Consider the following 24,401-nt stretch of genomic DNA (forward strand, 5'->3'; position numbering starts at 1 on the left):
CCTCATGCGCCGTTCGCGTCGGCGCATGAGGGGGTGTGTTGATCGGCGCCGACGACGCGCTACGCCTGGGTCAGCGCGTACTTGACAAGCAACTCTTGCAGCTTTTTCCCATGTTCGTCAGCGAGCGCCGCTTTGCGCAAGTCGCGTAGTGTTGAAGGCGCAAGCATGGAGCCTGCCCGTACCACCGCCGCCATCAAGATCTCATAGTTCTTCAGGCCGCGGGAATGGGTATCACTGTATCCTTTGACCAAGCCCTGGCACTGCACCACTTCCACGGCCAGCGCCGGGTTGCGCCCAGCCGCGGCGATCACGTGTTCCAGCCATTCTTCGATGCGGGCGTTCTCCATTGCGTAGCGCAGCGTAATGCGGCGCCAGCGGCGCACACGCGACAACGCAAATAGCATAAGGTAGCCGCGCAGCGAACTCGTGGTCACCACCCGCCCCGCGCTCGTGAAGCGACGCACCAGCCGATTTGCAAAATGTGGGCGCATCAGCCAACGGCCAACGCTCGCGGGCAGCGTCTCGCAGATTTCCTCGAGGCGCGGGTGCATGAATTCGTTGATCGCGAGGAGCTGCTCCGGCCGTGCGCGCACTTCATCACGCACGCGCTCAAAGCGGGCGCCACGCGTCTTCAGGTCAGCCACACGGATGGTGTCCTCGTAGGACATCCACAGAGCCAGATGGCGCGCGGTTTCACGCAGCAGGTCCACATCTTCGTGCGTCAGCGATCGGCGCACAGCGCTGAGACGATCCAGATACAGGCCCGCGTAGGCAAGGTCCTGATAGTCGATCAAGCGCCGCACGCCCTCCACGACAATCGGCTGAATCGCCACGGGTAATTCGTCGCGCGCGCGTTGCAGCAAGCGTGCTACGGCTGGATCACGCGGACTCGGCTCACAAGGGCTGGCGGTGACATCGACTATCGGCTTCTCGTCTGCCTCCGCCGTGGCATACGCCGTACCGAACGCCCTCAGGCTCGGCGCGACGCCGACCCCACCGCGCTCAATGGTCGCCTCGAACTGCGCACGGCTAAATGGCAGCACACCGGTACCCGCCAACGCGCCGAACAGCACGGCGCTGATCACGCTACCAGCCCCCTCGGCGGCCGCGGCCATGTCGAAGCGCACAAAACGCTTTGCCGCCTTGCTGGCGTGGGCAATCAAGGCACTGCTCTCGACCCGGCCATCGCCCATGGCCGACTTCTCGGCAATCGAATAGACACGGTGCGTGGATGCGACCAGCGTGGTGCGCTCCGGCGTGACAAAGCCGCGCTGCACCGCGCGTCCAGCCTCCATCAATTCGGAAGCCAGCACGACGTCCACATCACCGGGCGCGGGCATCAACGCCAACACCGGCATGCGGCCGCTGCGCTCAGCTGCTTCGCGTGGAAACAGCTCGACGTAGTAGATGGTCGCGCCGGTGCGTTGAGCGACGCCCGGCACCGAGGTCGTCTGCGCAATCCAGCCGTTGAGCTCGCCCATATCGACGATCCAGTCAGCCAGCACGCCCCCGCCCTCTCCGCCCATGGCCAGGATGGCTATCTTGATCGGTTTTGCTTTCACGGTTGAAGTATTCGAGTCGCTCATGGTCAAAGTGCGGGTCAAAGTGCGGGTCAAAATGCGGTTCGGGCGCGGCGCGCAGCGTCGCGCTGCTGCAGCCAGCCGATCACCCCATTGCGCAGCCGCTGCCGCAACCGGTCCCAGCGAGTGGGGTTGGTGACGATCTGTGCACGATAGAACGACGGGCACAGAACAGCCGCATGCGAAACCTCGCCGCACAAGCCACAACCCACACAACTGTCGAGCACGGCTGCCACCGGATCTGTGCGCAGCGGATCGGGATTGGGTTTGATCGTCAGCGACGGGCAGCCCGACAGACGGATACAGGAGTGATCGCCGGTGCAGGTGTCGGAGTCGATGCCAAAACGCTCGCGAACGGCGCGTTTGCCAGCGGCAATCGCCTGACGGACCTTGGGCTTCTCGCGCCGCTGTTTGTTGAGCATGCATTCGCTTTGGGCGATCAGCACCTTCGGACCCTTGGTGCCGGTGGTGAGCGCTTCTTTCAGCGTCGACATCATGGCCTTGAGGTCATACGTGTGGCGGATGGTCCGCACCCACTTGACGCCAACGCCGCGCACGGCACCTTCGATCGCATGGCCGGTACTGCGCGCCGGGTTCAGCGCGGTCGACGACAGGATATCTTGCCCCCCGGTTGCGGACGTATAGCTGTTGTCGACCACGATGGTCAGGTTATCGCTCTTATTGAACACCGCGTTGGCGATGCCGCTGGTCAAGCCGTTATGCCAGAAGCCGCCGTCGCCCATCACCGAAATCGCGCGCTTGCCCGCGGACGCATTGAGCGCCGCTGCGCTGGCGCTGCCCAGCCCATAGCCCATCGTGGTGTTGCCCAGATTGAACGGCGGCAGAATCGAGAACAGGTGACAGCCAATGTCGGCGCTAACGTGATGCGGACCGAGTTCGCGCTCCAGCAGCTTCATCGCCGTGAAGATCGGCCGCTCCGGACACCCGGTGCAAAAACCAGGCGGCCGGGCCTGAACGCTCTCGTCGACCGGCCGCTCTCCGGCATCTTTATCGGGCACCGCGCCGGTCACGTCTGCAACCAACGGAATGACTTTGCGTACGGGTACAGGCTGCGGCAGCGGCTCGAGCCTGCCATACCGCTCAAGGAAAGCGCGCAGGCCCTTCAGGATGGTGGCGATGTTGTATTCGCCGGCCAACGGCAGCATGTCCTTGCCATGTAGCGCGGCCGCTGAACCGAGCTGACGCAGAATGCTGGCCGCGTTCTGCTCGACAAAGTTGGGCTGGCCTTCCTCGATCACCAGCACGGCACGCTTACCTTCGCAGAAACGCTGCCACTCCGCATCGATCAGCGGATAGGCAACATTCATGACGTACAGAGGAATCTGCGACTCGCCAAACACATCGGCAAGGCCGAATTGTTCCAGCGCGCGGATGACCGTGTTATAGCTCCCGCCCTGTACGGCGATACCAATATCGTCCGCCTCGGCAGCGAAGAATTCGTTGAGCTCTCGATCCTCGATAAACTTCACCGCGGCAGGCCAGCGCTGATTGATCTTCTCCTGTTCGTGCAGGAAGCTTGCCGGCGGCAGCACGATACGGTTGACGTCACGCGCAGGGTTCTCCAGCGCATCCCGGATCGAGAATGCCGAGCGGCGATTATCGGACGCGACGAACTGACCATGCACATGGCAGGCTCGCACGCGCAATTGCAACATCACCGGCGTGTTGCTTGCCTCCGACAGATCGAACCCGTTCTTGACAGCCTGCACGATGGACGGGAGGTTGGGACGCGGGTCAAGCAGCCACATCTGCGATTTCATCGCGAACGCATGGCTGCGCTCCTGCATGATCGACGAGCCTTCGCCGTAGTCCTCGCCGACGATGATCAGCGCGCCGCCGGTCACACCGCCGGAAGCGAGATTGGCCAGCGCGTCCGAGGCCACATTGGTTCCGACTGTCGCCTTGAACGTCACGGCGCCGCGCAACGGATAATTGACCGATGCGGCCAGAGACGCAGCCGCGGTCGCCTCACTGGCACTGCTCTCGAAACGGATGCCGTTCTCCGACAGGATATCTTGCGCGTCGGCCAGCACATCCATCAGATGCGAAATCGGCGAACCCTGATAGCCGGCAACATAGGCCACGCCGGATTCCAGCAGTGCCTTGGTTACCGCGAGAATGCCCTCGCCGCTGAATACATCGCCCGAACCAAGGCGCAACTTCTTGACCTCTTCCGCAAATGACCGCTCAGCCATTACCTTCCTTCATGATGATCTGGCGGCACGGGGCTCACTTTCGCCATTCCGGCCGCCAATTAAATCTGGTACTTGAATCTCTGTCACGCCTTGCCGCTACACCGCGCGAGCCGCTTTGGCGCATTTAATTGCGCCGACGCTTCACATTCTCACGAGCGCGTAGCTCAGTCGGCGATCAGCGCCATTACGCGCAGCGGACTCCCTGACCCACCCTGAATTTTCAGTGGTGCGGCTACGATCACTGCGCCACGAGGTGGCAACTGGTCGAGGTTCGTCAGACACTGCAAGCCGTAGCGGTTTGACCCGTGCATCAGCGTGTGGCACGGATAGGGCACCGGCCAGCTATACGACTGGCCTGCATCGGTGTTGATCGTCTCGACGCCGAAGCCATGCACTTTCCGCTGCTGGATCAACCACTCGACCGTCTCCTGGGTCGGCCCAGGCGTATGGGCGCCGTCCTCACGCAGGTTCAGGAATTCGACGGGATCGGTGCGCTTTGACCAGTCCGTGCGCAACAACAGCCAGGCGCCCTCAGCAATGCGGCCATGCCTTGTTTCCCAGCGTTCCAGAAAATCGACCGTCAGCAGCCAGTCCGGATTGGCCGCCACTTCGGCGCTGGCGTCCACCACCATCGCGGGGGCGATGAAGTTTTTCGGGTCGATCGTGTCGACGGAATTCTGAGCGTGGTCCTTGCCCGTGATCCAGTGCACCGGTGCGTCGAAGTGCGTACCGGTATGTTCGCCGCACGAAAAATTGTTCCAGTACCAGCCCGGTCCGTTCTCGTCGTACTGACTGATCTTCTCCATCCTGAATGCCCAGACCTGGCCGAATTCAGGCGGCAGTTGCAGCGCCGGGAATTCCGGCGATAGTGTTTGCGTCAGATCGACGATCCGGACGCTCCCGCTCACGAGGTCCGCGGTGAGTTGTGCAAGGCTGGAAGTCATTGTTGAGGCATCCTGTGTGATGGGCGCACCCTCTGCTGGCTCGAACGGGTAATCATCTCGTGCGACGTCGGCGGTAAATCGCGACGCCTTCGATGCATCCCACGGCGAAAACCAGAAACTGAATTCAGAATATTGTTTATAGAAATAGATGTCAAACACCAACCACCGAAATCCGCAGCCGCCAGGGTAAACGTGGTCATGCACGGCGACCTTCATGCCTGTCTGTTCAACCAGATCGAGCAGGTGGAGACAGACATGAATTCACGATGCCGGCACCCGCGCGAGCCGCGCAGTCGCAAGGTAGAATGCTCTTGCCGTTAAATGAATTCAGAATGCCAGCTCGATTGATGGAGAAGCCACCGATGTCCGATGAAGTTGCGAAAGAGACGAAACTGCCGCGGCGCACCGCGCTCAAGCAAACCACGTTGAGCGAGACCGTCTATCAGGAAATCCGCACACGGCTGCAACGGGGCGAAATCGAGCCGAATGATCGCGTGCTCGACTATGAGGTTGCGGAAGAATTCGATTGCACCCGCATGCCGGTAAGGCAGGCGCTGCTGCGCCTCGTCAACGAGGGTTATCTGGTCGGCACGACACGAGGCTTCGTGGTGCCGACACTCACGAGCAGCGATATTCGCGAGATCTTCGAAATGCGGCGCTTGCTCGAGCCCAGCGCTGCCGCGGGCGCCGCCGCGAACCTCACGGAGAAACAGGAAGCCGCACTCAACCGCGCCTACCGGAAAGCGTGTAAGGCCTACGATAAGAACGACACCGTCACGTTGATCGACGCCAACATCGAATTTCGTGACGTCTGGCTCGATGCCGTTCAGAACGCGAGGCTGCAGTCCATGATTCGGCGTTTCGCCGATCATGTGCAGCAGGTACGACTCAGCACGCTGAAGAATCGTAGTACGCACAAGATCGTGATCGATGGTATGCAGGTGCTACTCGATGGCTTTACGAAGCGCGACCCGAAAAAGATCAACGCCGCGATGCTCGAGTTCATTGCCAATGCGGAGGAACAGTATTTCGCATTGCTTGGCGGCGAGGACTGAGTCGATAACCTCCACGCAGAGCATGTGGCGCGTAACAGCGCCCCGCGTGCTCACTGCGAATCGCGTGGTCTGGCGTGAAAAAGTAGCCGCGACGCACGCACAGTGGGCATGCGCCGCGTTGTCACCCTACATGGCCTATCGCTGACAGCCGCCGCGAGTTCGATTGACGCGGCGAAACAGGTGTGCAGTAGCTACGTCGGTTGCCACGAAGCCAACGGGCTGGCAACTCCGCCCGCACGCTGCGTATCCAGTGGCAACCCAGCCACCACCAAGCACCTTTAGACCCAATGCTAAAGCGGGCGGATGCCGTACCAGATTAAGGCCGGCACTTCACGCACAATCGAATAGAGATCACGCACCTCCCAGAAAACGGGATACGCACCACTAACCTCACGCACACCAAAGCGCTTCAGCGCGAACATCGCCCTCGGAATATGAAAATACTGCGTCACTACCAACGCACTCGACAACCCTCGATTCCGCATGAAGGCGCTTGCGTTACGCGCGGTAGACCAAGTGTCGTTTCCCGCACGATCAACCACGATGTTGTCGGACGGAATACCACGACGCACAAGATAGGCGTGCATCGCTAGCGCTTCGTCGGTACCGGATGCATCAATGCCGCCGCTCACAAGAACGAGTTTGCATTGCCGTTGCTCATAGCACTGATAGGCTTTCTCCAGCCTTGCCGCCAACCTCGGCGACGGACTACCATCGGCATATACCGTGTTTCCCAGCACGATGGCGATGTCTGCCGGGCGCGGCAGGGAAAATAGGGCGGCCGAAGCCAGCACTACCCCCGAAAACAACCATAAGTAAGCAATGGTCCTCAAAAAGGCGCAAATGAAAATCTTTACAGGCATCTGTTCCGTTATCGTTCTCGCGTGGCTCTTCGTTACCACCAGCGTACCGCGTGCCCCAGTCGTCCAGCCGTGTACGCAAGAGTGGTTTTCATATCTGGACAGTCACTACTTCGATATATCTGATGGGGAAGGGCATGGGCCCGACTTGGGCAACAGTGAATGGGTCAACGCATTTGAGGAAAAAGCCAAGCTGCTCGTGACGAATGGTCTTCCAAAACAGCAACGCTGCCAGCTAATTCAAGGCCAGCTTGAGCGCCGCACCTACGTCATTAACGAACAGCTTGGCTGGACATTCTTACTTTGACGGTGCTCTAAGCCCAAATTTCGCACGCATTTCGTCGACCACCTGCATGCCATACCGACCCGGACATGCCCGCCCCTCGTTACCAGGTGCCAAAAGCTGATATTCGCGGTGCCCGCCTAACGCAGTGATGTTGAAAAGATCATTCAATGTTGCTATCAAGGCCGACAGGGCATCAACCTGCGCCCTTGTCGGCATCGCATGATCGAAGGCCACAGCATCTTTCGCGATATCCATCGACCCTTTGAGCTTCTGCCAAAGCGATTTCCGACTGTACTCCTGCTGCCAAGCTTCGCCGGCTTCGGCCAGATTCTCAAGCAGGACGGTGCCAAGCTTTCCCGTGTTGTCACCTTTCACGTGGGAACCGATAAAACGAATGTCACGGGCTTCAATCACCTCACCAGGGCATGAAACGGCATAGTGATAACCAACGTCATCAAACGATTGCCCGTCCATGTCATAGGATTGAACCCTCTTCATTTGTTCGATCGCGCCGTGTCCGTCCACTGCACACGAATAACTATGCCCTGCGTGGTGAATCACAATATCGCGATAATCCCAGTGTGACGATGTTAGTGTGTTCTTAGGCGGCATTGCGCCCCATGACGATCTTTCCAGTAACGTGTAGCCTTTTTGCTTCAACTGCACGATAACTGCCTGTCGCGTCGCAGCCCGGTCGTTGACCTTGATCGAGACAAAATTGTCTTTGCTGCTGCCAACCATCGTACAAGCCGACGTCCAATGCTCAACGTTGTAATCTGTTGCCACGGCTAATTTCCTTGACGGGGTTTCAGGACGCGCTTCGGCGACGAAAAGATGACATGAATGTTGAACGGTTGCTCGCCGTTGGTCTCGATCTTCACGTAGCCCTTTCCGTCCGTCTTGCCGGACTGTCTTACACCTCCAACATTGGCAACAAACTCCCGATTGGCTACCGGCTCGCCAGTAACACTGTCCCATACCAAGCACCAACGGGTATGCTTCGCCTCATCTACGGTCTGTTCGACAGGTATGCCGTTTGTCGCGGCAGGCTTCGCAAGCGGCGCCGCATTGCTCGCGACCGCCGAGCTATCGGTGATGGTGAGAAAGACTCCCGGCTTATTGCCTACAAGAACTCTGTTCTTCTTGCACGGACAAAGCACCTGATCGCCGTCAACGACGGCCTTGCGCCCCTTGTCGGATATTCCCTTGCCCGTTCCAAATATCCTGTGGGTTCCTTTGCAGTTGCCGCAGGTCGCCGCGTCGCCATCCAGCGCGATCCTTTTCCCGTGATCGGTAATCCGAGTTGAGGTGCCCATGACAACGCCGCCTGTTGTCGTCGGATCGCCGTCCCGTACCGCCGCCTTACGCATGGTCACCCCCTTCGGTCGTGGCGGCGCGCTCGGGCAGCGTATAGGTCGGATCAGACAGGCGATGAGTCAGCTCGCTAGAGCAGACCGATACGCCGTGGTCATCCTGCAATGTTTGCGTGATCGTGTCGCCGTTGCTCAGGGGCAAATCAACCGGCGTGAGCGTTTCGCTTTTCTGCAGCATGCTGGAGTCTCCTTCTGGATCGGGCCGCTTATATTGATACCGCTAGGGTCCAACGGACAGGGGGCGTCACGGCCCTGAATACGCCACCCCAGCATGTACCCTCCTCAATATTGCCGTGTGGGGATATCAGAGCCGTCCGAAAAGCAAAGCAGCACTTCAATGGTTTTGAGGCCTCTTAAGCCGGGTAAGTACGCACTCCTTCACTGCACAGCTGCCGGATTTACGTCACCTTCCCTTGATCACGAAAGCTTCACGGTTCTTGGCCCACTCGCCCTGATCGGTAACGCCTTCTATCCGGTTCTTGTTCATCGGCTCGCAGTTTCGCTCCACCCTTCCGCCCCTCGCTCGGTCACCTCCCACGCAGTTGCGCTTCGCTCGCTGTGATCAACTCGCGGCGAGGCTTGTGCCCACAAGAGTCCGCCGATGCTGCGCGCACAAACAAAAATCCCATAATGCCTTGACATTACGGGATTTTCTAAAAGCAATTGGCGGACGTTGCGGTGCAGGAACTCAGATCAGGCGCTCGCAGCCTCAGACAATCCAGCTTGCGACAGTCGCCTGCGGTAGATCAAATACACTGCCGACACGGCAATCAACCAGGGCACACCGACGATCCACGAGATATCCCAGAACTCAGTATCGAGGCCCATGGTGACCAGAATTGCACTCAGCAGGGCGATACCCGTGATCTGCGCAATCGGAAACAACGGCATGCGGACCGGCAGCTTGCGGCCTTTCCATGCTTGACGGAAGCGCAAGTGCGTCACCAGAATCACGATCCACACGAAGATGCCGCCGAACAATGCAATCCCGAACAGATAGTTATAAGCAAGCGGGCTGAAGAAGGACACAGCCGCAGCCAGTAACACACCTGCGCCGGAGATCAGCGTGGCCACGAGTGGCGTACCGTTCGCCGACAGCGTGCCGATCCAGCGCGGCGCAAAACCACCCCGAGCCAGCGAAAACAGCGTGCGCGACGACAGGTAGATGTTCGTGTTCATGCTGGACAGCGCCGCCGTGATCACCACGAAATTCATGATGCCCGCCGCGTGCCGGATACCGGCGTGAGCAAACAGCTTGACGAACGGACTTTGCTGAACCACCTTCGCGCCAGCCTCGGTCCATGGCAGATACGCGACCATGATGCCGAGCGCGAGGATATAGAACAGCGTCAGGCGCAGGACCATTGAGCGCAGTGCATGCGGGATCGCACGCGACGGGTCCTTGGCCTCCCCCGAAGTCACGGCCACGATCTCCACGCCATAGAACGAAAAGATCGCCATCAACACGCCCATCCACACACCATGGAAACCGTGCGGCATGAAACCGCCTGGCAAACCGGTCAGGTTATGCATGCCGACCGCCGCTGTCCCAGTGCCAAGACCGAAAACGTGCGCGAGACCCACTACGATGAACGCGATGATCGCGACAACCTTGGTCAGGGCGAACCAGTATTCGAACGAACCGAAATTGGTCACTGATCGGCAATTGACGTAAATCAGCGCGACACCAAAGGCCATTGACCATAGCCACACGGGGATGTCTGGAAACCAGAAGCCCATATAGACGCCCACCGCAATAGCTTCGCCGCCGACCGCGACCACTTCAATGACCCAATACGTGTAGCGCACCACGAAGCCGACGCCGCGGTTCAGATACATCTCCGCATACGTGCCGAACGAGCCGGCGGTCGGGTGCGCGACGGCCATCTCCGCCAGGCTGAAGACCATAATGACCGCGATCAACGCCGCGATCGCATAGCTGATCAGGACGCCTGGACCGGCATAGCCGATCGCTATGCCGCTCCCCATGAAAAGGCCGGTGCCAATCGCGCCGCCAATGCCGATCATTGTGATCTGCCGCTGTGTCAGGGCTTTATTCAAGCCGCTTTCACGTGAGGTGATGCTTGTCTCTTCCATGTCCTGCCTTCCTTGTTGTAGTCGCGATACGTCAGATTCAGGCTTCAGGTAGCAATGCCGATAGCTCGTCAAGCGCCTCGGAGGTCGTCAGTACGCCGGGCGACATGCGCACCGTCGTGCCGCGTGTGTCGACCAGGATGCCGTGCCGCGCGAGCCCCGCTTCCAGTTCGCGCGGGTCAATCCGCGCAGGCAAGTCGGCCATCACGCTGCCGGCGCGTTGCGCATCGTCGCGCGGCGAGCGCAAGCGATAGCCCTTCGCGTCGATCAGCGCGATCAACCTGTGCGACAGCGCCAGGTTGTGTTCACGCAGCCCAGCAGCGGCCGGTGACAACCGCCACGCAAGACCGGGCGCGGACGCCGCGAACGGTAGAAAGGACGGCGTGCCGCTGTCGAAACGGCGTGCGCCGGCGGCGAGCGAAAAGCGCGTCAAATCCCAGTTGAACGGATCAGGTTGACTGAACCAGCCCTGCACCATGGGCTCCAGCTCCGAGTCGAGCAGCGCCGGATTGAGATAGGCGAGCCCGGTGCCGGGCGCGCCGCACAGCCACTTGAGCGTAGTGCTGGCCACGAAATCGACAGCCGGTTGCGTGACATCAAAATCGAGGATGCCAGCGCCCTGCGTGATGTCGACCGAGATCAGGCTGCCTTGCGCGCGTGCGTGGGTTGCAAGACGCGTCACATCTGCCCGCTTTGACGCGGTCGAGGTGACCCAGGTGACGATCGCAAGCGCAACATCGTCCCGCCAGCGCGCGATGAAGGCGTCGTCGCTCACGTAGGACTCGTTTTCCGCGAGCGGCACCGTGTCCAGCGTGAAACCCAGCACCGGCTCAAGCCCACGCAGCATGAAATGCAGACTCGGAAAACAGTCCGCGGCGATCAGGATCCGGCGCCCGGCCAGACGCCGGCGACCCAGTGCGCCAACGAACTTGGCGAACGCCTCAGTGACGTTTTCAGCGGCGAATACCGCATCCGCCGGTGCGCCGATCAGTGTGGCCCACTGCTCGAGAACTTGCTGACGCGCGGCCAGCCCGTAGTCCCAACGCTGCAGATCGGGGCGGCACCAGTTCGACGCGAAGGTATCCAGCGCGGTGCGCACGGCGTCTTCCTGTCCGGGGAACAAGCCGACGGAGTGATACAGCAGCCAGCCTGCCCGACTGGATTCAGCGGGGTAGTTCATAAATTACGTTCCTTGCAAAAAAACGGTTCCGCATTAGAAACTGTGGCGGATACCCACGGCCACACCAGTCTGGTTGTCATTACCCGGCAATTCGGTGTACGCGCCACCCGTCACGCGGTTGTAGTCGACCGTGCCATAGACCTGAGTGCGCTTCGACAGCGAATATTCAGCCAGCAGCACGCCGGTGCAGCGCTTGCCCCCGTTGCCAGAGAAACCGTTGACGTTTTTCATGTCGTCGTAATAGAACGCGCCAGTGATCGCCAGCGCCGGATTAACCTGATACATCGCGCCGGTGAAGACTGTCATGTCTCTGTGTGCGTTGGCTGTGAACGAGCCCGTTGTGACCGTGCGAGTCGGATCGTTGAGCGAGCTGTCGACGAAACCGGTGGCATCACTGCCGCCCATGTAACCGAGGTACAGCGTGGCCGGGCCGATCCCGTAGTGTGCGCCGAGCCCCCACATGCGTTGCACGTTGTTGCTGAGATCGCGCGCTTGCTGATACGTGCCGCCAACGCTGAGCGTGCCCATGTCATACGAGGTGCGGACGCTCCAGTTGCTGTTCTGGCTCAAACTGCCCGGCTGCTGGCCGAATCCATAGGTTGCGCCGACATGGAGACCACCGAAGTTGCCTGCATAAGTGGCCGCATTGCTGATGCGGCCGACCGTCATAAAGAACGGCCACGAGTTGGCCGTGTAGTTGCCGACCGTCAGCGGATCGAACTCGCCGAACAGGTTGAACGCTTCGGTGCCCTGACGACCCAGCGTGACCGTGCCCAACCTGCCTGATAGACCTACATACGCATAGCGGCCGAAGAGGCTGCCACCCTGATCGAGCTTACCCGTTTCCGGTTCGAAGCCGCTCTCCAGGCGGAACACCGCTTTGAGGCCGCCGCCGAGGTCCTCGTCACCCTTGATACCCCAACGGCTGTTCGTGATGGCGCCGTTCAATAATTGCACGCTGCTATTGTTGGACGAGTCTGCGTTGGTCGTGTAGCGCACGCTCTGGTCAACGATGCCGTACAACGTGACGTCGCTTTGCGCCATGGCGCTGCCGGTAAGAGAGGCACCCAGGATCGCGATCACAGCGTGAAATTTGCGTTGCATACTGCTCCTTCCTCTTTTCTTTGGTTGAATATCGCTCTCAGCGGCAAGCGCCGGTCTCCTGCGAGCGTGGTACTGCACTGCAAAATCCTCGCGGCCGTGGCCGCGCTAGCGACCGCTGGTCACGAATGTTTCGAGCCGGTCCATTGCCTCGATCAAACTGGCTTCACTGCGCGCGTAACAGAGGCGAATCTGCTGCGCCGACGTTTCACCGAACGCGATGCCCGGCGCAAGCCCCACACCCGCCTCGCGCACTGCACGCTTGCAGAACTCAAGCGTGTCGGAAACGCCGTCAACACTGAACATCAAATAGAACGACGCATGGTTCGGCACTACCTCCACGCCGGGCAGCGCGCGTAGACGGTCGAGCGCAATCCGTTGGCCGACGCGGCAGCGCTCCACGAACGAGCGAACGAATGGTTCGCCCTCGTTAAGGGCGACAACAGCGCCAGCCTGCAGAAATGCCTGGCCGCCGCTCGTGTTGAACTGGATCAGCTTCTCGAAGGTGTCGAGCATCTGGCGCGGATACACCATCCATCCCATGCGCCAGCCGGTCATGGCCCACGCTTTGGAAAAGCTGTTGATGACGAAGACGGGATCATCCGGTGTCGCGATCTCCAGCATCGACGCCGCATACGGACGGTCATAGACAATGCGCTGATAAACCTCGTCGGCGAGGATGGCGATGCCGCGCGAACGCGCGAATTCGAGCAGTTGCCGCTGCTGCCCGTCTTCCAGCATCCAGCCGGTCGGATTGCCCGGCGACGCGTAGTAGATGGCTCGCGTGCGTGCGTCACATGCGTCGAACAGGCGCTGCAGGTCGAGATGCCAGCCGTCGTCGCCACGGTTGAGCGGCACCTCGCGGACATGGCCACCTGTCACGGTGACGGCGCGCAGGATGTTGGGCCACGACGGGCTCACGCACACGACGTTGTCGCCCGGTTCAATAATGGCCTGCGCGATGAGCATCACTGCGTTCATACCGGAACTGGTAACGGCGATGCGCTCGTCTTCGACGGTGACGCCGCACAGTCGCGCGTAATAGCCGCCGATGGCTTCGCGCAGTTCGGGGATGCCGCGATTCTGCGAGTAAAAGGTGTGACCGGCCGCCAGTGCACGGCTGGCCGCATCGCAGAACGGCTGGGGTGTCGGCAGGTCGCTCTCGCCAGCCCACAGACCAATGACGTCGCTGCGTCCAACGCCCAGACGCCATACGTCGATGATCGGCGAATCCGGCATCGACAGGATTGCTTCTCTCGTGATGTTCATTGGGCCTCCAACGAATTCGTAAGATGTAAGGGATGGCAGCCGTTCCCGGGCGAAACGCCGCCGTGATTCTGTACAGCGTGGTCGTTCCATTCGTGCGTCATCGCGACACCTGCTTTAACGCCGACAGAAAACCTTGCTTCACCAGGTCGATGTCGTTGGCGCACACAGCCATCTGGTATCCGTTCGCAAACGCCTGACGTGCGGCGTTTGCGTCGCCAGTGAAGATGCCGCACGGCAAATCATGCGCCCGCGCTGCACGCAAGATGCGCTCGCAATCGCGGCCAATCTGCTCGGCATCCCCGGTCCCGCGCGACAGTGACAGATCGCCAGTACCGATGAACAGGTAATCGACACCCGGCACCGCTGCGATGGCCTCGACATTTTCGACGCCGTGGGCAGTCTCGATCAGCATGCCGACCACCACGTCGCGGTCTGCGGCCAGCATCGCGTCAACGCCAGCCAGCAACGGTCGCACACCACCAGCAGAACGATTACCGAATGGCGGGTAGCGTCCGGCCGACACCGCGCGCCGCGCGTCCTCGGCAGTCTCGATGAGCGGTACTAGCACTGACGCCGCGCCCGCGTCGAGCGCCTGGGCGATGGCGTGCTGAGAATTCTCGGCGCAGCGCGCAATGACCGGCAGCCGCGCGCCGGCGACGCCGATCGCCGCCTCCAGCGTGCCGCGTTCCCAAAGGCCGTGCTGAAGATCGAGCACCAGCGCGCCCGGTTTGGCAAAGGCCGCGAATTCCGCCATGGGCACACTTCCAAGTGCAAGCCATATCAGATCGAGCGGCTGTTTGCTTCGCAGGGCTCCCTTGAGGGAGTGAAATAACATCAAGGACTCCTCGTGGATGGAATTGCTGAATGCATAATGTAAGAAAGTGCAATTAGCATTCTGTATTCAGTTTTCTGCGCACGTCTTCACACTAAGGATGAAATGTTTAGATGTCAAGTATCTGGGTGCCGAATTGTCGGCTCCGACGCCCGGCGGGAGGTTGCGGGGCAAGGAAAAAGGGTTTTCACTGAATGGGTTTACCCCGTCGCCAAACAACCTCGAAGCTGACGCAATTGACGCAATTGACGCGAGGATTCCGCAGACAAGCCATCCTGCAGCACCTCTTGCCGCCTTTTGCTCGGTCCGCTTCCTGGGCGAATGAGCGCCCTTCGCGCAATGCCTGTCGAGCGCTTTGGACGTGATGAGGCCCTATTGAACATCGACGAATGGTGTCTCCATTCCCACGCGATCTCGCAAAGGAATTTGAAAACGGTGATCCGCAGCGTAGATCAACTCAAGGAAATGCCGACCGATATCCTGTGCGCGAGATTGCAACATCAACCGATGTGCGGCCTGGTCGGCAATAGGATCGAAAGAAAATCTGCGACACGTCTCGATGGAAGTTCAAGCCATGAACGGTGCAGCCAGCCGCGCGAGACAACTGAATTGTCTCCAAAGACCAGCGGCGCAAAGGGTGCGATTCATAAAATACATCCGATTTATCTATGATCCGCAGGCGCTCCACATGGTGGCTCGCGTTCTGTTTCAGTCAATGACGGGAGTGCTCCCGTCGTCATTGCGGCGAAGGATACTCAAAAAGGATAGCGGTTGCCCGGACGCGCGGAAGGCACGGCGAAATCGATGGGAGAGAAGTAGAGGGAGATACTGATGCACACCGCTGAAATGTCCTTGCGTTCACTAATTGAAAAATGGCTCACGCCGGCTTTGGCGGCGCCGATTCGAGTAACCCGATTCAGTCGCACACGGGCTGCCCGGCGACGTTATGTACATGTTGAAGCACTGCGGGCCGACGGTCCGATTGGGCTGTTTTTCTTCCAGCATGATGATGGCGCATGGCGCGTGTTCCCGCCAGAGAACGGACGCCCGACAATATGTGCTTACTCAAGTGCCGGGTAACCAGGACTATCTGCGCGGCCAATAACAACGAGCACCTGTCCCGGTTTGCCGGGGATCGTCATGAATGAAGACTTGAACCACATAGGCCTTGAGGACTTTCGGGAGCTGGAGACGTGGGCATGCGCCTGGTATGACTGCGCAGTGGCGGCCAGGTTTGTTAGGCCGCCGTACTGTCCCGATTCCGTTACCCTGGAGCACCTGCGTGGATATTTCCACGCAGGTCTATCGCCCATGGATGCCGCTTACGCGTGCTTCCTCAACAAGCATTAGACGAACTCTTTAGATGATCGATGCGCACCAGCATTAGCTCATATGGTGACCAGTCCGTCAGGTTTTTCCAGACATTAATATGTCGTAAACCTAAGTAATATTAAAGAAGCATCATCTTCACGATATCTCGTCGCATGGCCTCATGAAATCTGTGCGTCTGCCGTAAAACATAAACGTGCCCTCCTCGGTACATCAGCGATGATATGACTCATCATAACCATTGCTTGAGCCGCCGTAAGGTGTGGATTCAGCGAGACGAACGGGAGATATGTTGATATGAGTTTGACCATCAAGGCGCGCATCGGCATAACGATGCTGTGCCTCGGGGCGTTGATGACGATTACCGGGAAGCTGGACCTGGTCGGAATGACCCGGGCGAATCTTGCCAATCACGAAACCTTCACCAACCAGTTGCCGAGCGCCGTCGATATCGGTTATTCGGAAATATTCGTTGGCCGCGAACGCACCGCGCTGGACCGCGCGGCACTCTCGCCCGGCACGCCGGTCGCCGAGGATCTGTTCAGGCACGCTCAAGACATGCGCGACCAGTCCGCGACGTGGTGGCAGAAATATCTTGAACTCCCGAAGGACGCAGACGAGGATCGGCTTGCGCAGAATGTCGCGACAAGGCGCGCCGATATCGAGCGCGGATTGGATGCTTTTCGGGATGCGATCCGAACAGCAGATCACGACAAGATTCTCGATCGGTCGTCGAAGTTGAGCGATCTTAATACTGCGCTGTCCAGTGCATGCGACGCCTTGAAGCGATTTCAGTTCGAAGCAGCGCAGAAGAGTTACGACAATGCTCAGACAACCTTCACGTTGTTCCGTGTGCTTAGCATCGGGATGCTGCTGTTCGGCCTCGTGGCTGCAACGTACAGCTGGTTTGCGCTGCGGCGCGCAATCGGCACGCCGCTAGCAATCGCGCTAGCGCATTTTGACGAAATCGCCACTGGCGACCTGCGCCGGTCGGTTCAGGTCACAAGCCATGACGAGATGGGACAATTGCTCGCGGGACTTGCGAGGATGCATGACAGCCTGGTCACGACCGTGCGCACAGTACGGGATGGCGGTGTATCAATAGCCTTGGCTAGCAAGGAAATCGCCGCTGGCAATCTCGATCTTTCGTCGCGTACCGAAGAACAGGCGGCATCATTGCAGGAAACCGCGGCAAGCATGGAACAGCTGACGGGTACGGTCCGCCAGAACGCTGATAACGCGCGTCACGCGAGCACACTGGCGAGCAATGCATCCGATGTTGCCAGTCGAGGAAGCGAGGTTGTGGCGCGTGTCGTCGGTACCATGAGCGAGATTGACAAAAGCTCGTCAAAGATTGCCGACATCATCGGCATGATCGAAGGCATTGCCTTTCAGACGAATATCCTCGCATTGAACGCGGCGGTCGAAGCTGCGCGCGCCGGCGAACAAGGGCGTGGTTTTGCCGTGGTGGCGGCGGAGGTGCGCTCGCTCGCCCAGCGTTCGTCGACTGCAGCGAAAGAGATCAGGGACCTGATCGAGACATCGACCGCACGCGTCCAAACCGGCACGGAACTGGTCGGTCAGGCTGGTGCGACGATGCAGGAAATAATTTCGGCGGTATCGCGCGTGACTGACATCATGGGAGAAATCGCGGCGGCGTCGGATGAGCAAAGTCGCGGGATCGAGCAGATCGGCCAAGCGGTTACACAGATGGATGATGTAACCCAGCAGAATGCGGCGCTGGTCGAACAAGCGACCGCAGCTGCGCAATCATTAGAGCATCAAGCAACGAAACTCAAAGATGTGGTCGCGCTCTTCACGCTTGATCACCGGGATGCTCTAACGTAAATCTCCGTGCCGCAGCCGTGCTCCTGAGCGTAGCTCGTCGTTGCCTCGGTTTCGACAATGAGCGACGCGCCGCAAGATCTTCGATTCTCGAGCCGCCCTATGCAGAAGTTCTTCCTGGTGTTGATGGCGCTGTTTCGCCGGCGGCGAGTCGAGTTTGTCCTGACTTCGTCGGTAACCTTGCTGATGGGTGTTGCGGTCTACGGGATTGTCAGAGATCACGTCACGACGATGGAAATGGCGCATCGGAATGCACTGCACATTGCGGAAGCGTTGCAGGTGAATATTTCGGGCAAGCTCATACAGGCGTCCTATAGCGTAACGGCTGTTCATGAGGATATGCAGCGAAATCGAAGCGCGAGCCGGTCGCAGGTGCAGGCGAGCCTGTCGCAGGCGATGCGCTACGATCCCGTATCTGCGTTCCTTGGCGTCTCCCATGGCAGCGAAGTTTTGATGGTCGACCGAGCGGGACACGCCGTCGAGAGGACAACCTTGACTGGCACGCTCAGTCAGGCGCTTCAGACGGCACGGACGAATACCGTGGAGGCACTCCCTCTCATTCATGACGATGAGCAAGGAATCTGGTATTTGCCGCTGGTAGCGCGTACCGACAATTCCACGGGTAACGTCGACACCTCTTTCTCCCTTGTTCCAGCGCAGCAACTAGTCGACGCGGCGGCCAGTCTTCAATTGATAGCAGATGGGCGTTTTGGGGTTTTTACGCTCGATGGAAAAAGACTATTCCGATACCTTAGCCATGAGCACGTCTTTGAGATTCGTCCTTCCCCGGCACCTTCAGGCAGGCTACGAATCATAGCGGAACGGGAACGCGGGACGTTTGAGGGGGAGTCTTCCGTCGATCATCGAAACGACATTTTTGGTTACTCCATCTCCAGGTCTCTACCGCTGTTTGTCGTTGTGGGTATTCCCAAGAACTCGCTCGAATTGGCGTGGTTGATGCGGTCCGCCGTACAACTCATACTCCTGTTTGCGGGGAGTCTCATATCAATCGTCTTCGCCTCGCGATTGAGGAAGGCGGTCTCCGATCTTGCCAGCAGTCATAGCCTGTACCGGCAGTTGTTCAGATCGATGGACGATGCGTTGATCATCCTGGATCGGGATGGTGTCATCCAGAAATGTAACCCAGGCGCTTCCCGACTTCTTTGCGTCGGATCGGAGCAGGACCTCGTTGGTCTTGATCTCTTTCGTCTTACGGTTACCGATCGATCTTCAGAGTTTGTCGCGAGCCTTGGGCTGAGACAGCTCCGCAAGCTGCAGCCGGGCGAGACGTACACGCATGACTGGAAATTCCGGCGCATCGGCCAGTCTGGCGCGGTCGACGTGAAATTGCAGCTATCCGCTTTTCCCGGTGAAGTGGATACGCTCGTCACAGCGGTGCTAAGAGACGTGACGGCCGAGCGCGAGTATCTCGCCAAACAGGAATTTCTTGCCCGCCACGATATGCTGACTGGACTTCTAAACCGTTACGCGTTTCTGGATCATCTCGCCGGCAGAGTCAACGACAATCCGGACGCTTCGTTCATCGTCGTGCTGATGGATTTAAATCGCTTTAAGGAAATCAACGATTCTTTGGGGCATCACGCAGGCGACAAAGTCCTCGAGATTCTGGGTGTGAGATTGAGCCGCCTGCTTGATGACCGGTCTGGTTGCATCGGAAGACTTGGGGGTGACGAAATCGCGGTTTGCGCGGACCCAACGGAATGGGATGGTGGGACAGCGGAACTCTGTCAGGCGCTGCACGCCGCCGTTCAGAAGGCGTTTACACTTAACGATGCAGATTTCGAAGTCACCGCGAGTGTCGGCGTCGCGGTGTACCCAAACGACGCAAACGAGCCCGATCAGCTTCTGCGCTGCGCCGACATCGCCATGTATTCCGCAAAGGGGGCGAGGATGCCTGTCGAGTATTACTCGCAGCAGCTGGATTGCCATACGCCGGCTTCGTTGGCGTTAAAGTCCGATTTTGCACGCGCCATTCGTAACGGAGACTTGTCCTTGGCGTACCAGCCCAAGGTGAAGCTAAGCGACGGAGCGTTGGTCGGCTTCGAAGCATTGGCCCGCTGGACGCACCCCACCGAAGGACCCATATTGCCAGGCGTTTTTGTGCCTCTGGCAGAGACAACCGAGCTGATTTATCCCTTTACTCTCCAGGTGCTCAGGGCAGCCATCGAGCAATTGAAATCCTGGTTAGTACACGGCCATAGCGTATCGGTTTCTGTCAACATCAGCTCGAACAATTTGTTGGATCCAGACTTTGTCGGGCAGGTAAGCGCATTGCTTCTGGAGTTCGGCATTTCGCCCACACAACTAGAACTGGAGGTCACGGAAAGCGCGTTGATGCGAGATTCCGACACCGCGCTGAAGCGGCTTTTCCAGCTTAGAGACATCGGCGTGAAGCTGTCGATCGACGACTTTGGTACCGGCTACTCTTCTCTGGCCTATTTGAAGACGCTACCCGTGCATATCCTGAAGATCGATCAGTCATTTATCGCATCGCTCATGACCGAAGAGGCAGATCGCCGGATCGTGGAATCGTCCATCGCACTTGCGCATAGCTTCGACATGCAAGTGGTGGCCGAAGGCGTGGAAACGTCAGACGTGGCTGACTTGCTGGTAGCCATGGGATGTGACATCGCGCAGGGCTACTACTATGATCGACCAGCGGGAGCGGAGGAAATTGCAGGGCGGTGGTTGCTGAACCGGCCGTCCACTCGTTAAGGTTATGGAGCTTGTAACACAGGTACCAACGCACGCGAATGCCAATGACTTCGCGGCCAAAGTGGCGCCCGTTGAACGACCCGCCGATACCTTTCTGCTTATTCATTGGCTCGCTATCATTGAAGAGCTCTAGCGTAACAGGCCGGTACATCCGAATTGCACCACATCTGCCTGTACTGCTAACGTCTGCGGGAGGATCTGTCGTATCGCACGTGCTTGTGCTCCTGGATGTGGCCGATACCCGTTCGCGCCAGAGTTCGTTCCCTCAGTATTTTGGCCATATACCCAAGAATCGTACGCATCGCTATCCCTCCCTGATCTGGACGCCTGTCGTGCTCTTTTCCCCGCATGCCACTACCTCACGCTCGCTCACGATCAGTAACCGGGGTTAAAACTTGTGCCGGATGCCGACAATCAAAAGTTCCTGCTGCGACGTCCCCGGATCAGCGTACGAATCCGCGATCACGGCCTGAGCAGCTCCCATGCCGTTCGAGCCCGATGCATGGCCGTAGCTCGCCGACGCGTACAGATCCGTACGTTTGCTAAGAGCGTAGTCGGCGGCAAGCGTCACCTGTTGATAGGTGGCCGATGAATCACCACGAGACTTCAGGTAGTCGTATCCAAGTTCGAGCGATGTTTCAGGCGTCATCTGCCAGAAGACAAACACCTCACCGTTGTTGTAATACTCTGAGTTCCTAAACGTTGAGAAGCCGTCCGGCAGATACTCCGAGAAACTGTAGTACCCACCGATCGTCACAGGGCCCGCGTTGTACGCAAGTCCAGTTCGCGCAATGTTGAACTTACTGGCACTCGAATACGCCGAATTGACAGGTGTAAAGAAGATACCCGTTGCGCTACCTGTACCTCTCGTCGAGTGGTCCCCGTTTCCGTTATCGGAATGGAGGTATCCGGCAGCAAACGTGAGCGGGCCTGCCGCATAGTTCGCCGCGACTTCATACGATTGCCCCGAACCGACTGAGCCGGCCACGTTACCGAAGCCGTACATCGCTGCGAGCTGTAACCCTGCCCAGTTAGGGCTGAGCCATTTGACCGCGTTGTTCACCTTAACAGAACCGTCGGAGAGGTCGACATCGCCCGGGGCGGTAAAGTATTCAAGAAAGCTGTTGCCTTGCACAGGCACCACCAGATCCTGCATTACATCGATCTGCCTGCCAAGCGTCAGCGTCCCCAGTCCATTCCGGGAAAGCCCCACGTACGCGATGCGCCCCCATAGAAGCCCGTTTGCGAGAGCACCGTTATTCACATCGAACTGACTCTCAAGATCGACGACAGCGCTCAGGCCGCCACCTAGATCTTCGTTACCTTTAATCCCCCACACGCTCGGCGACATTTGTCCTGACTGAAGCTTGATCTGATGACTCTCGCCCCCGGTGTCGTGAGCATATTGAATAGAGTTGTCAACAACTCCATATAGCGTCATGGAACTCTGGGCAGATGCAGAAACGGCCAACGTCAAGGCAGCCATGCCACCTAGTGCAGAAAATATTGCTCTTCTCATTCAGTATCTCCTGTTGTTTGTATAATTATTAGTACAACGATATTGATGCGATGCGACTCGCAACACTTCACTCCTTTGAACGGATAAAAGTTCCACCACTCCGAGCGCACGCCTGAAAGAAAGACTTCAGGCGTGTGTGAATTCTTGCAGCCGCGGCGATGACTGAACGCAGCTTTAATCAACTACCATTCGGTTATCCATCGTGACCAGGTCCTTCGATCATACGGAGAACGCGCGACCAGACGGTGGTGTCGCTGATCCGCATCACTTCGACGGAATCCGCCCTTTTCATGCTAATTTCCTTTGCCTGCTCCGGCTGCATACCTGCCGCAATCAGGACCTGCGTTGCCTGGTTATCGGGCATGGATTTCCACCACAGATTCCCGGCTTTCTTGCGCGCCTGATGGTCGATCTCGCCCCACACCCGCAATCGGGAAATCCCCCCATCCGGGAAGACATCGAACTTGACGGCAGAAATCAGCTGCGACGGCTTCGCTTGCGGAAATACGTGGCGTGTGTCCGGTTGCAGGGCTACTTTCGGCAACAGGGGGTGCCAGTCAGCAGCGTCAACAGGGGCGCCGTCCGTCCATAAACAACCTGAAAGAGCCGCCGCGCCCGAGGCGTTGTACTTGAAATGTGCAGTATCGATCTCGATCGACCTCACCCGTCCTGGGAAAGCCAACCTGAATACAGCGTAGTCGTGGCCGTCGTCACGCCGACGGCGTGTCTCCCAGCCCTCGCCCATGGTACGTGCCTTGTCCGGTCGGTTCAGGTTGGAGGCGGAAGAGTAGAAGCCGTCGCTGCTGGCAACGAGTACACCACCGTGGTCCTGGCTGGCCAGATCGATGGTGAGGCCATCGAAGAGTCGCGGGTCAGGCATCGCCTGACCACGCACGCGCAACCGCGCGATACCGCCGTCTGGAAATGCCGAGAGGCGAATGTGTGTGAAGCGGCGCTTGTCGTTCACCTGAAAAATATTGTGGGTGTCGCCTTTCAGCGCTGAGCGCGGAACTATCTGAACCCACTCGATGGATTCGCTCATCAGTTCCTTTTCCGACGGATACCCCTCGACGCCGCACGCTTCAACGAGGCAGTGTTCGGGAAAGTTGCCAGTAAAGAAATGCGTATCAACATCAACCGATGTAATGACGCCGGGGCAACCGAGCCGGATGACAGCCCAGTCGTTGCCTCCTTCCCGCCGGCGCCTCGTTTCCCAGCCATCGACGATTTCACCACGGTAGTTGTAGCGGCCCGGGACGAAGTTCGCCGCTGTCGGTGTCAACAGGTTCTCTTTTTCGCCGAACGATTCATCGCTGGCTGCAATCACGCTGCCGCCAAGCCACCGCGAGGCAAGGTCGACTTCCCATGTGTTGAGGGCTTCGTTGTTAGTGTTGGAGGTCATGAATAGATTCAAGCTGCGATGGATTGAAGGTTTTGTTGCTTGAGGTTCGTAGAGAAGGGCCAGCCTGTAATGGATTTGGGATCTGGTTTAGCGTAGGTCAGTGTCTTGCTCGTCTTCAATTTCAGGTTCACCAGCGTTTCGACAAGTTGCACTGCGGCACCGACGCCATCGATAACCGGTACTCCAAGCGTGGACGTGATCTGCTCCTCTAACCCCGCCATGCCGGCGCAGCCCAAACAGATGACTTCTGCGAAGTCCTCTTCCACTGCCTTTCGTGCCTGTTCGACAATGGTTCTCATGGCACGCTCGGGGTCGTGATCCACCTCCTGGGTTGTCATACCATTGGCTCGGACGGACGCGCAGCGATCCCAGAGTCCGGATATTTTCAGGCGATCTTCAATGGCACTCACCGAGCGCTGAAGCGTAGTAACGACCGAATATTTGCGCCCGATCAGCATCGCTATGTGCGCTGAGGCTTCGCAGATTTCGACGACCGGCTGGTCGATCAATTCCTGCAGGCCATCGCGACCATGTTCGCCAAAGCCGGCCATGACGACGCCGTCATACGGCAGGTCGTATCCCATCACCCGGTCCATCACGCCGACTGCCGAAATGTAGCTCTCGAAGTTGCAGTCGACACCGTCTGCACCGAAGGCCGGTTGTAGCGCCACGATCTCCGTTCCTGGTGACGCGTACCGCTTTGCCGCGATATCAATGCTGCGCGTCATTGATTCACTGGTATTCACATTGACCACGACGATCTTCATAGATGTTCCTCCA

At 58.7% G+C, this 24,401-nt stretch carries 20 protein-coding genes; 5 read left to right on the plus strand and 15 right to left on the minus strand.

Annotation, left to right across the window (positions count from 1 at the left end; genetic code table 11):
• Positions 1-59 precede the first annotated feature (59 nt).
• The 3 genes from HHL24_RS07040 to HHL24_RS07050 all read right to left on the minus strand — a co-directional run bounded on the left by HHL24_RS07040 (position 60) and on the right by HHL24_RS07050 (position 4,740).
• Positions 60-1,586, minus strand: a complete 1,527-nt coding sequence (locus tag HHL24_RS07040) for an indolepyruvate oxidoreductase subunit beta family protein (protein WP_206002746.1) — start codon at positions 1,584-1,586, stop codon at positions 60-62.
• A 26-nt stretch (positions 1,587-1,612) separates the two neighbouring features.
• Complete coding sequence (locus tag HHL24_RS07045) at positions 1,613-3,796, minus strand: thiamine pyrophosphate-dependent enzyme (protein WP_169484783.1); 2,184 nt, start codon at positions 3,794-3,796, stop codon at positions 1,613-1,615.
• 164 nt (positions 3,797-3,960) lie between these two features.
• Complete coding sequence (locus HHL24_RS07050) at positions 3,961-4,740, minus strand: cyclase family protein (protein ID WP_169484784.1); 780 nt, start codon at positions 4,738-4,740, stop codon at positions 3,961-3,963.
• A gap of 362 nt (positions 4,741-5,102) precedes the next feature.
• On the opposite strand from HHL24_RS07050, the gene HHL24_RS07055 reads away from it, so the two are divergent.
• Positions 5,103-5,795, plus strand: coding sequence for a GntR family transcriptional regulator (locus tag HHL24_RS07055; protein ID WP_169484785.1), 693 nt, complete (start codon positions 5,103-5,105; stop codon positions 5,793-5,795).
• Between the two features lie 290 nt (positions 5,796-6,085).
• Here HHL24_RS07055 and HHL24_RS07060 read toward each other — a convergent pair whose 3' ends face one another.
• On the minus strand, positions 6,086-6,658 hold the full coding sequence (locus HHL24_RS07060) for a YdcF family protein (RefSeq protein ID WP_169484786.1): 573 nt from the start codon (positions 6,656-6,658) through the stop codon (positions 6,086-6,088).
• On the opposite strand from HHL24_RS07060, the gene HHL24_RS07065 reads away from it, so the two are divergent.
• Positions 6,639-6,962, plus strand: a complete 324-nt coding sequence (locus HHL24_RS07065) for a hypothetical protein (RefSeq protein WP_169484787.1) — start codon at positions 6,639-6,641, stop codon at positions 6,960-6,962. The genes HHL24_RS07060 and HHL24_RS07065 overlap by 20 nt on opposite strands.
• On the opposite strand, the gene HHL24_RS07070 is transcribed toward HHL24_RS07065, so the two are convergent.
• The 8 genes from HHL24_RS07070 to HHL24_RS07105 form a co-directional block, all read right to left on the minus strand.
• On the minus strand, positions 6,954-7,727 hold the full coding sequence (locus HHL24_RS07070; RefSeq protein ID WP_329606594.1) for a peptidoglycan recognition protein family protein: 774 nt from the start codon (positions 7,725-7,727) through the stop codon (positions 6,954-6,956). The two genes, HHL24_RS07065 and HHL24_RS07070, sit on opposite strands and share 9 nt — an antisense overlap.
• A gap of 2 nt (positions 7,728-7,729) precedes the next feature.
• The gene (locus HHL24_RS07075; RefSeq protein WP_169484788.1) at positions 7,730-8,311 is read right to left on the minus strand and encodes a PAAR domain-containing protein; all 582 of its coding nucleotides are present in this window, start codon (positions 8,309-8,311) and stop codon (positions 7,730-7,732) included.
• Complete coding sequence (locus HHL24_RS07080; protein ID WP_169484789.1) at positions 8,304-8,492, minus strand: hypothetical protein; 189 nt, start codon at positions 8,490-8,492, stop codon at positions 8,304-8,306. The genes HHL24_RS07075 and HHL24_RS07080 overlap by 8 nt, the downstream gene beginning before the upstream one ends.
• A gap of 515 nt (positions 8,493-9,007) precedes the next feature.
• On the minus strand, positions 9,008-10,411 hold the full coding sequence (locus HHL24_RS07085; RefSeq protein WP_169484790.1) for an amino acid permease: 1,404 nt from the start codon (positions 10,409-10,411) through the stop codon (positions 9,008-9,010).
• 37 nt (positions 10,412-10,448) lie between these two features.
• A complete protein-coding gene (locus HHL24_RS07090; RefSeq protein ID WP_169484791.1) occupies positions 10,449-11,588 on the minus strand; it encodes an aminotransferase class V-fold PLP-dependent enzyme in 1,140 nt (379 codons plus the stop codon).
• 33 nt (positions 11,589-11,621) lie between these two features.
• Positions 11,622-12,692, minus strand: coding sequence for a porin (locus HHL24_RS07095; RefSeq protein WP_169484792.1), 1,071 nt, complete (start codon positions 12,690-12,692; stop codon positions 11,622-11,624).
• Positions 12,693-12,797: 105 nt separating this feature from the next.
• Complete coding sequence (locus tag HHL24_RS07100) at positions 12,798-13,958, minus strand: pyridoxal phosphate-dependent aminotransferase (protein ID WP_169484793.1); 1,161 nt, start codon at positions 13,956-13,958, stop codon at positions 12,798-12,800.
• 97 nt (positions 13,959-14,055) lie between these two features.
• Positions 14,056-14,793: an HpcH/HpaI aldolase family protein gene (locus tag HHL24_RS07105; protein WP_206002747.1), complete on the minus strand. Its 738-nt coding sequence runs from the start codon at positions 14,791-14,793 to the stop codon at positions 14,056-14,058.
• A gap of 372 nt (positions 14,794-15,165) precedes the next feature.
• Here HHL24_RS07105 and HHL24_RS07110 point away from each other — a divergent pair, with 372 nt between their 5' ends.
• From HHL24_RS07110 to HHL24_RS07120, 3 genes are all read left to right on the plus strand, one after another.
• Positions 15,166-15,462, plus strand: a complete 297-nt coding sequence (locus HHL24_RS07110) for a hypothetical protein (protein WP_169484795.1) — start codon at positions 15,166-15,168, stop codon at positions 15,460-15,462.
• 954 nt (positions 15,463-16,416) lie between these two features.
• Positions 16,417-17,967, plus strand: coding sequence for a methyl-accepting chemotaxis protein (locus HHL24_RS07115; RefSeq protein ID WP_169484796.1), 1,551 nt, complete (start codon positions 16,417-16,419; stop codon positions 17,965-17,967).
• Between the two features lie 99 nt (positions 17,968-18,066).
• Positions 18,067-20,700 (plus strand): putative bifunctional diguanylate cyclase/phosphodiesterase, encoded by a 2,634-nt coding sequence (locus tag HHL24_RS07120; protein ID WP_169484797.1) that lies wholly within the window; start codon positions 18,067-18,069, stop codon positions 20,698-20,700.
• Between the two features lie 388 nt (positions 20,701-21,088).
• Here HHL24_RS07120 and HHL24_RS07125 read toward each other — a convergent pair whose 3' ends face one another.
• The 3 genes from HHL24_RS07125 to HHL24_RS07135 all read right to left on the minus strand — a co-directional run bounded on the left by HHL24_RS07125 (position 21,089) and on the right by HHL24_RS07135 (position 24,388).
• On the minus strand, positions 21,089-22,219 hold the full coding sequence (locus HHL24_RS07125) for a porin (protein ID WP_169484798.1): 1,131 nt from the start codon (positions 22,217-22,219) through the stop codon (positions 21,089-21,091).
• 193 nt (positions 22,220-22,412) lie between these two features.
• Entirely contained in the window at positions 22,413-23,621 is a 1,209-nt protein-coding gene (gene alc / locus HHL24_RS07130; protein ID WP_169484799.1) for an allantoicase, read from the minus strand.
• An 8-nt stretch (positions 23,622-23,629) separates the two neighbouring features.
• A complete protein-coding gene (locus HHL24_RS07135) occupies positions 23,630-24,388 on the minus strand; it encodes an aspartate/glutamate racemase family protein (RefSeq protein WP_169484800.1) in 759 nt (252 codons plus the stop codon).
• Between the last annotated feature and the right edge of the window lie 13 nt (positions 24,389-24,401).

Source organism: Paraburkholderia polaris (genome assembly GCF_012927345.1).
GTDB lineage: Bacteria > Pseudomonadota > Gammaproteobacteria > Burkholderiales > Burkholderiaceae > Paraburkholderia > Paraburkholderia polaris.

What these genes read in the sequence shown, in the direction of transcription:
- HHL24_RS07040 (WP_206002746.1), bottom strand. Translation starts at nt 1,586, where the DNA reads ATGAGCGACTCGAATACTTCAACCGTGAAAGCAAAACCGATCAAGATA.
- HHL24_RS07045 (WP_169484783.1), bottom strand. Translation starts at nt 3,796, where the DNA reads ATGGCTGAGCGGTCATTTGCGGAAGAGGTCAAGAAGTTGCGCCTTGGT.
- HHL24_RS07050 (WP_169484784.1), bottom strand. Translation starts at nt 4,740, where the DNA reads ATGACTTCCAGCCTTGCACAACTCACCGCGGACCTCGTGAGCGGGAGC.
- HHL24_RS07055 (WP_169484785.1), top strand. Translation starts at nt 5,103, where the DNA reads ATGTCCGATGAAGTTGCGAAAGAGACGAAACTGCCGCGGCGCACCGCG.
- HHL24_RS07065 (WP_169484787.1), top strand. Translation starts at nt 6,639, where the DNA reads ATGAAAATCTTTACAGGCATCTGTTCCGTTATCGTTCTCGCGTGGCTC.
- HHL24_RS07060 (WP_169484786.1), bottom strand. Translation starts at nt 6,658, where the DNA reads ATGCCTGTAAAGATTTTCATTTGCGCCTTTTTGAGGACCATTGCTTAC.
- HHL24_RS07075 (WP_169484788.1), bottom strand. Translation starts at nt 8,311, where the DNA reads ATGCGTAAGGCGGCGGTACGGGACGGCGATCCGACGACAACAGGCGGC.
- HHL24_RS07080 (WP_169484789.1), bottom strand. Translation starts at nt 8,492, where the DNA reads ATGCTGCAGAAAAGCGAAACGCTCACGCCGGTTGATTTGCCCCTGAGC.
- HHL24_RS07085 (WP_169484790.1), bottom strand. Translation starts at nt 10,411, where the DNA reads ATGGAAGAGACAAGCATCACCTCACGTGAAAGCGGCTTGAATAAAGCC.
- HHL24_RS07090 (WP_169484791.1), bottom strand. Translation starts at nt 11,588, where the DNA reads ATGAACTACCCCGCTGAATCCAGTCGGGCAGGCTGGCTGCTGTATCAC.
- HHL24_RS07095 (WP_169484792.1), bottom strand. Translation starts at nt 12,692, where the DNA reads ATGCAACGCAAATTTCACGCTGTGATCGCGATCCTGGGTGCCTCTCTT.
- HHL24_RS07100 (WP_169484793.1), bottom strand. Translation starts at nt 13,958, where the DNA reads ATGAACATCACGAGAGAAGCAATCCTGTCGATGCCGGATTCGCCGATC.
- HHL24_RS07105 (WP_206002747.1), bottom strand. Translation starts at nt 14,793, where the DNA reads ATGTTATTTCACTCCCTCAAGGGAGCCCTGCGAAGCAAACAGCCGCTC.
- HHL24_RS07115 (WP_169484796.1), top strand. Translation starts at nt 16,417, where the DNA reads ATGAGTTTGACCATCAAGGCGCGCATCGGCATAACGATGCTGTGCCTC.
- HHL24_RS07120 (WP_169484797.1), top strand. Translation starts at nt 18,067, where the DNA reads ATGCAGAAGTTCTTCCTGGTGTTGATGGCGCTGTTTCGCCGGCGGCGA.
- HHL24_RS07125 (WP_169484798.1), bottom strand. Translation starts at nt 22,219, where the DNA reads ATGAGAAGAGCAATATTTTCTGCACTAGGTGGCATGGCTGCCTTGACG.
- alc (WP_169484799.1), bottom strand. Translation starts at nt 23,621, where the DNA reads ATGACCTCCAACACTAACAACGAAGCCCTCAACACATGGGAAGTCGAC.
- HHL24_RS07135 (WP_169484800.1), bottom strand. Translation starts at nt 24,388, where the DNA reads ATGAAGATCGTCGTGGTCAATGTGAATACCAGTGAATCAATGACGCGC.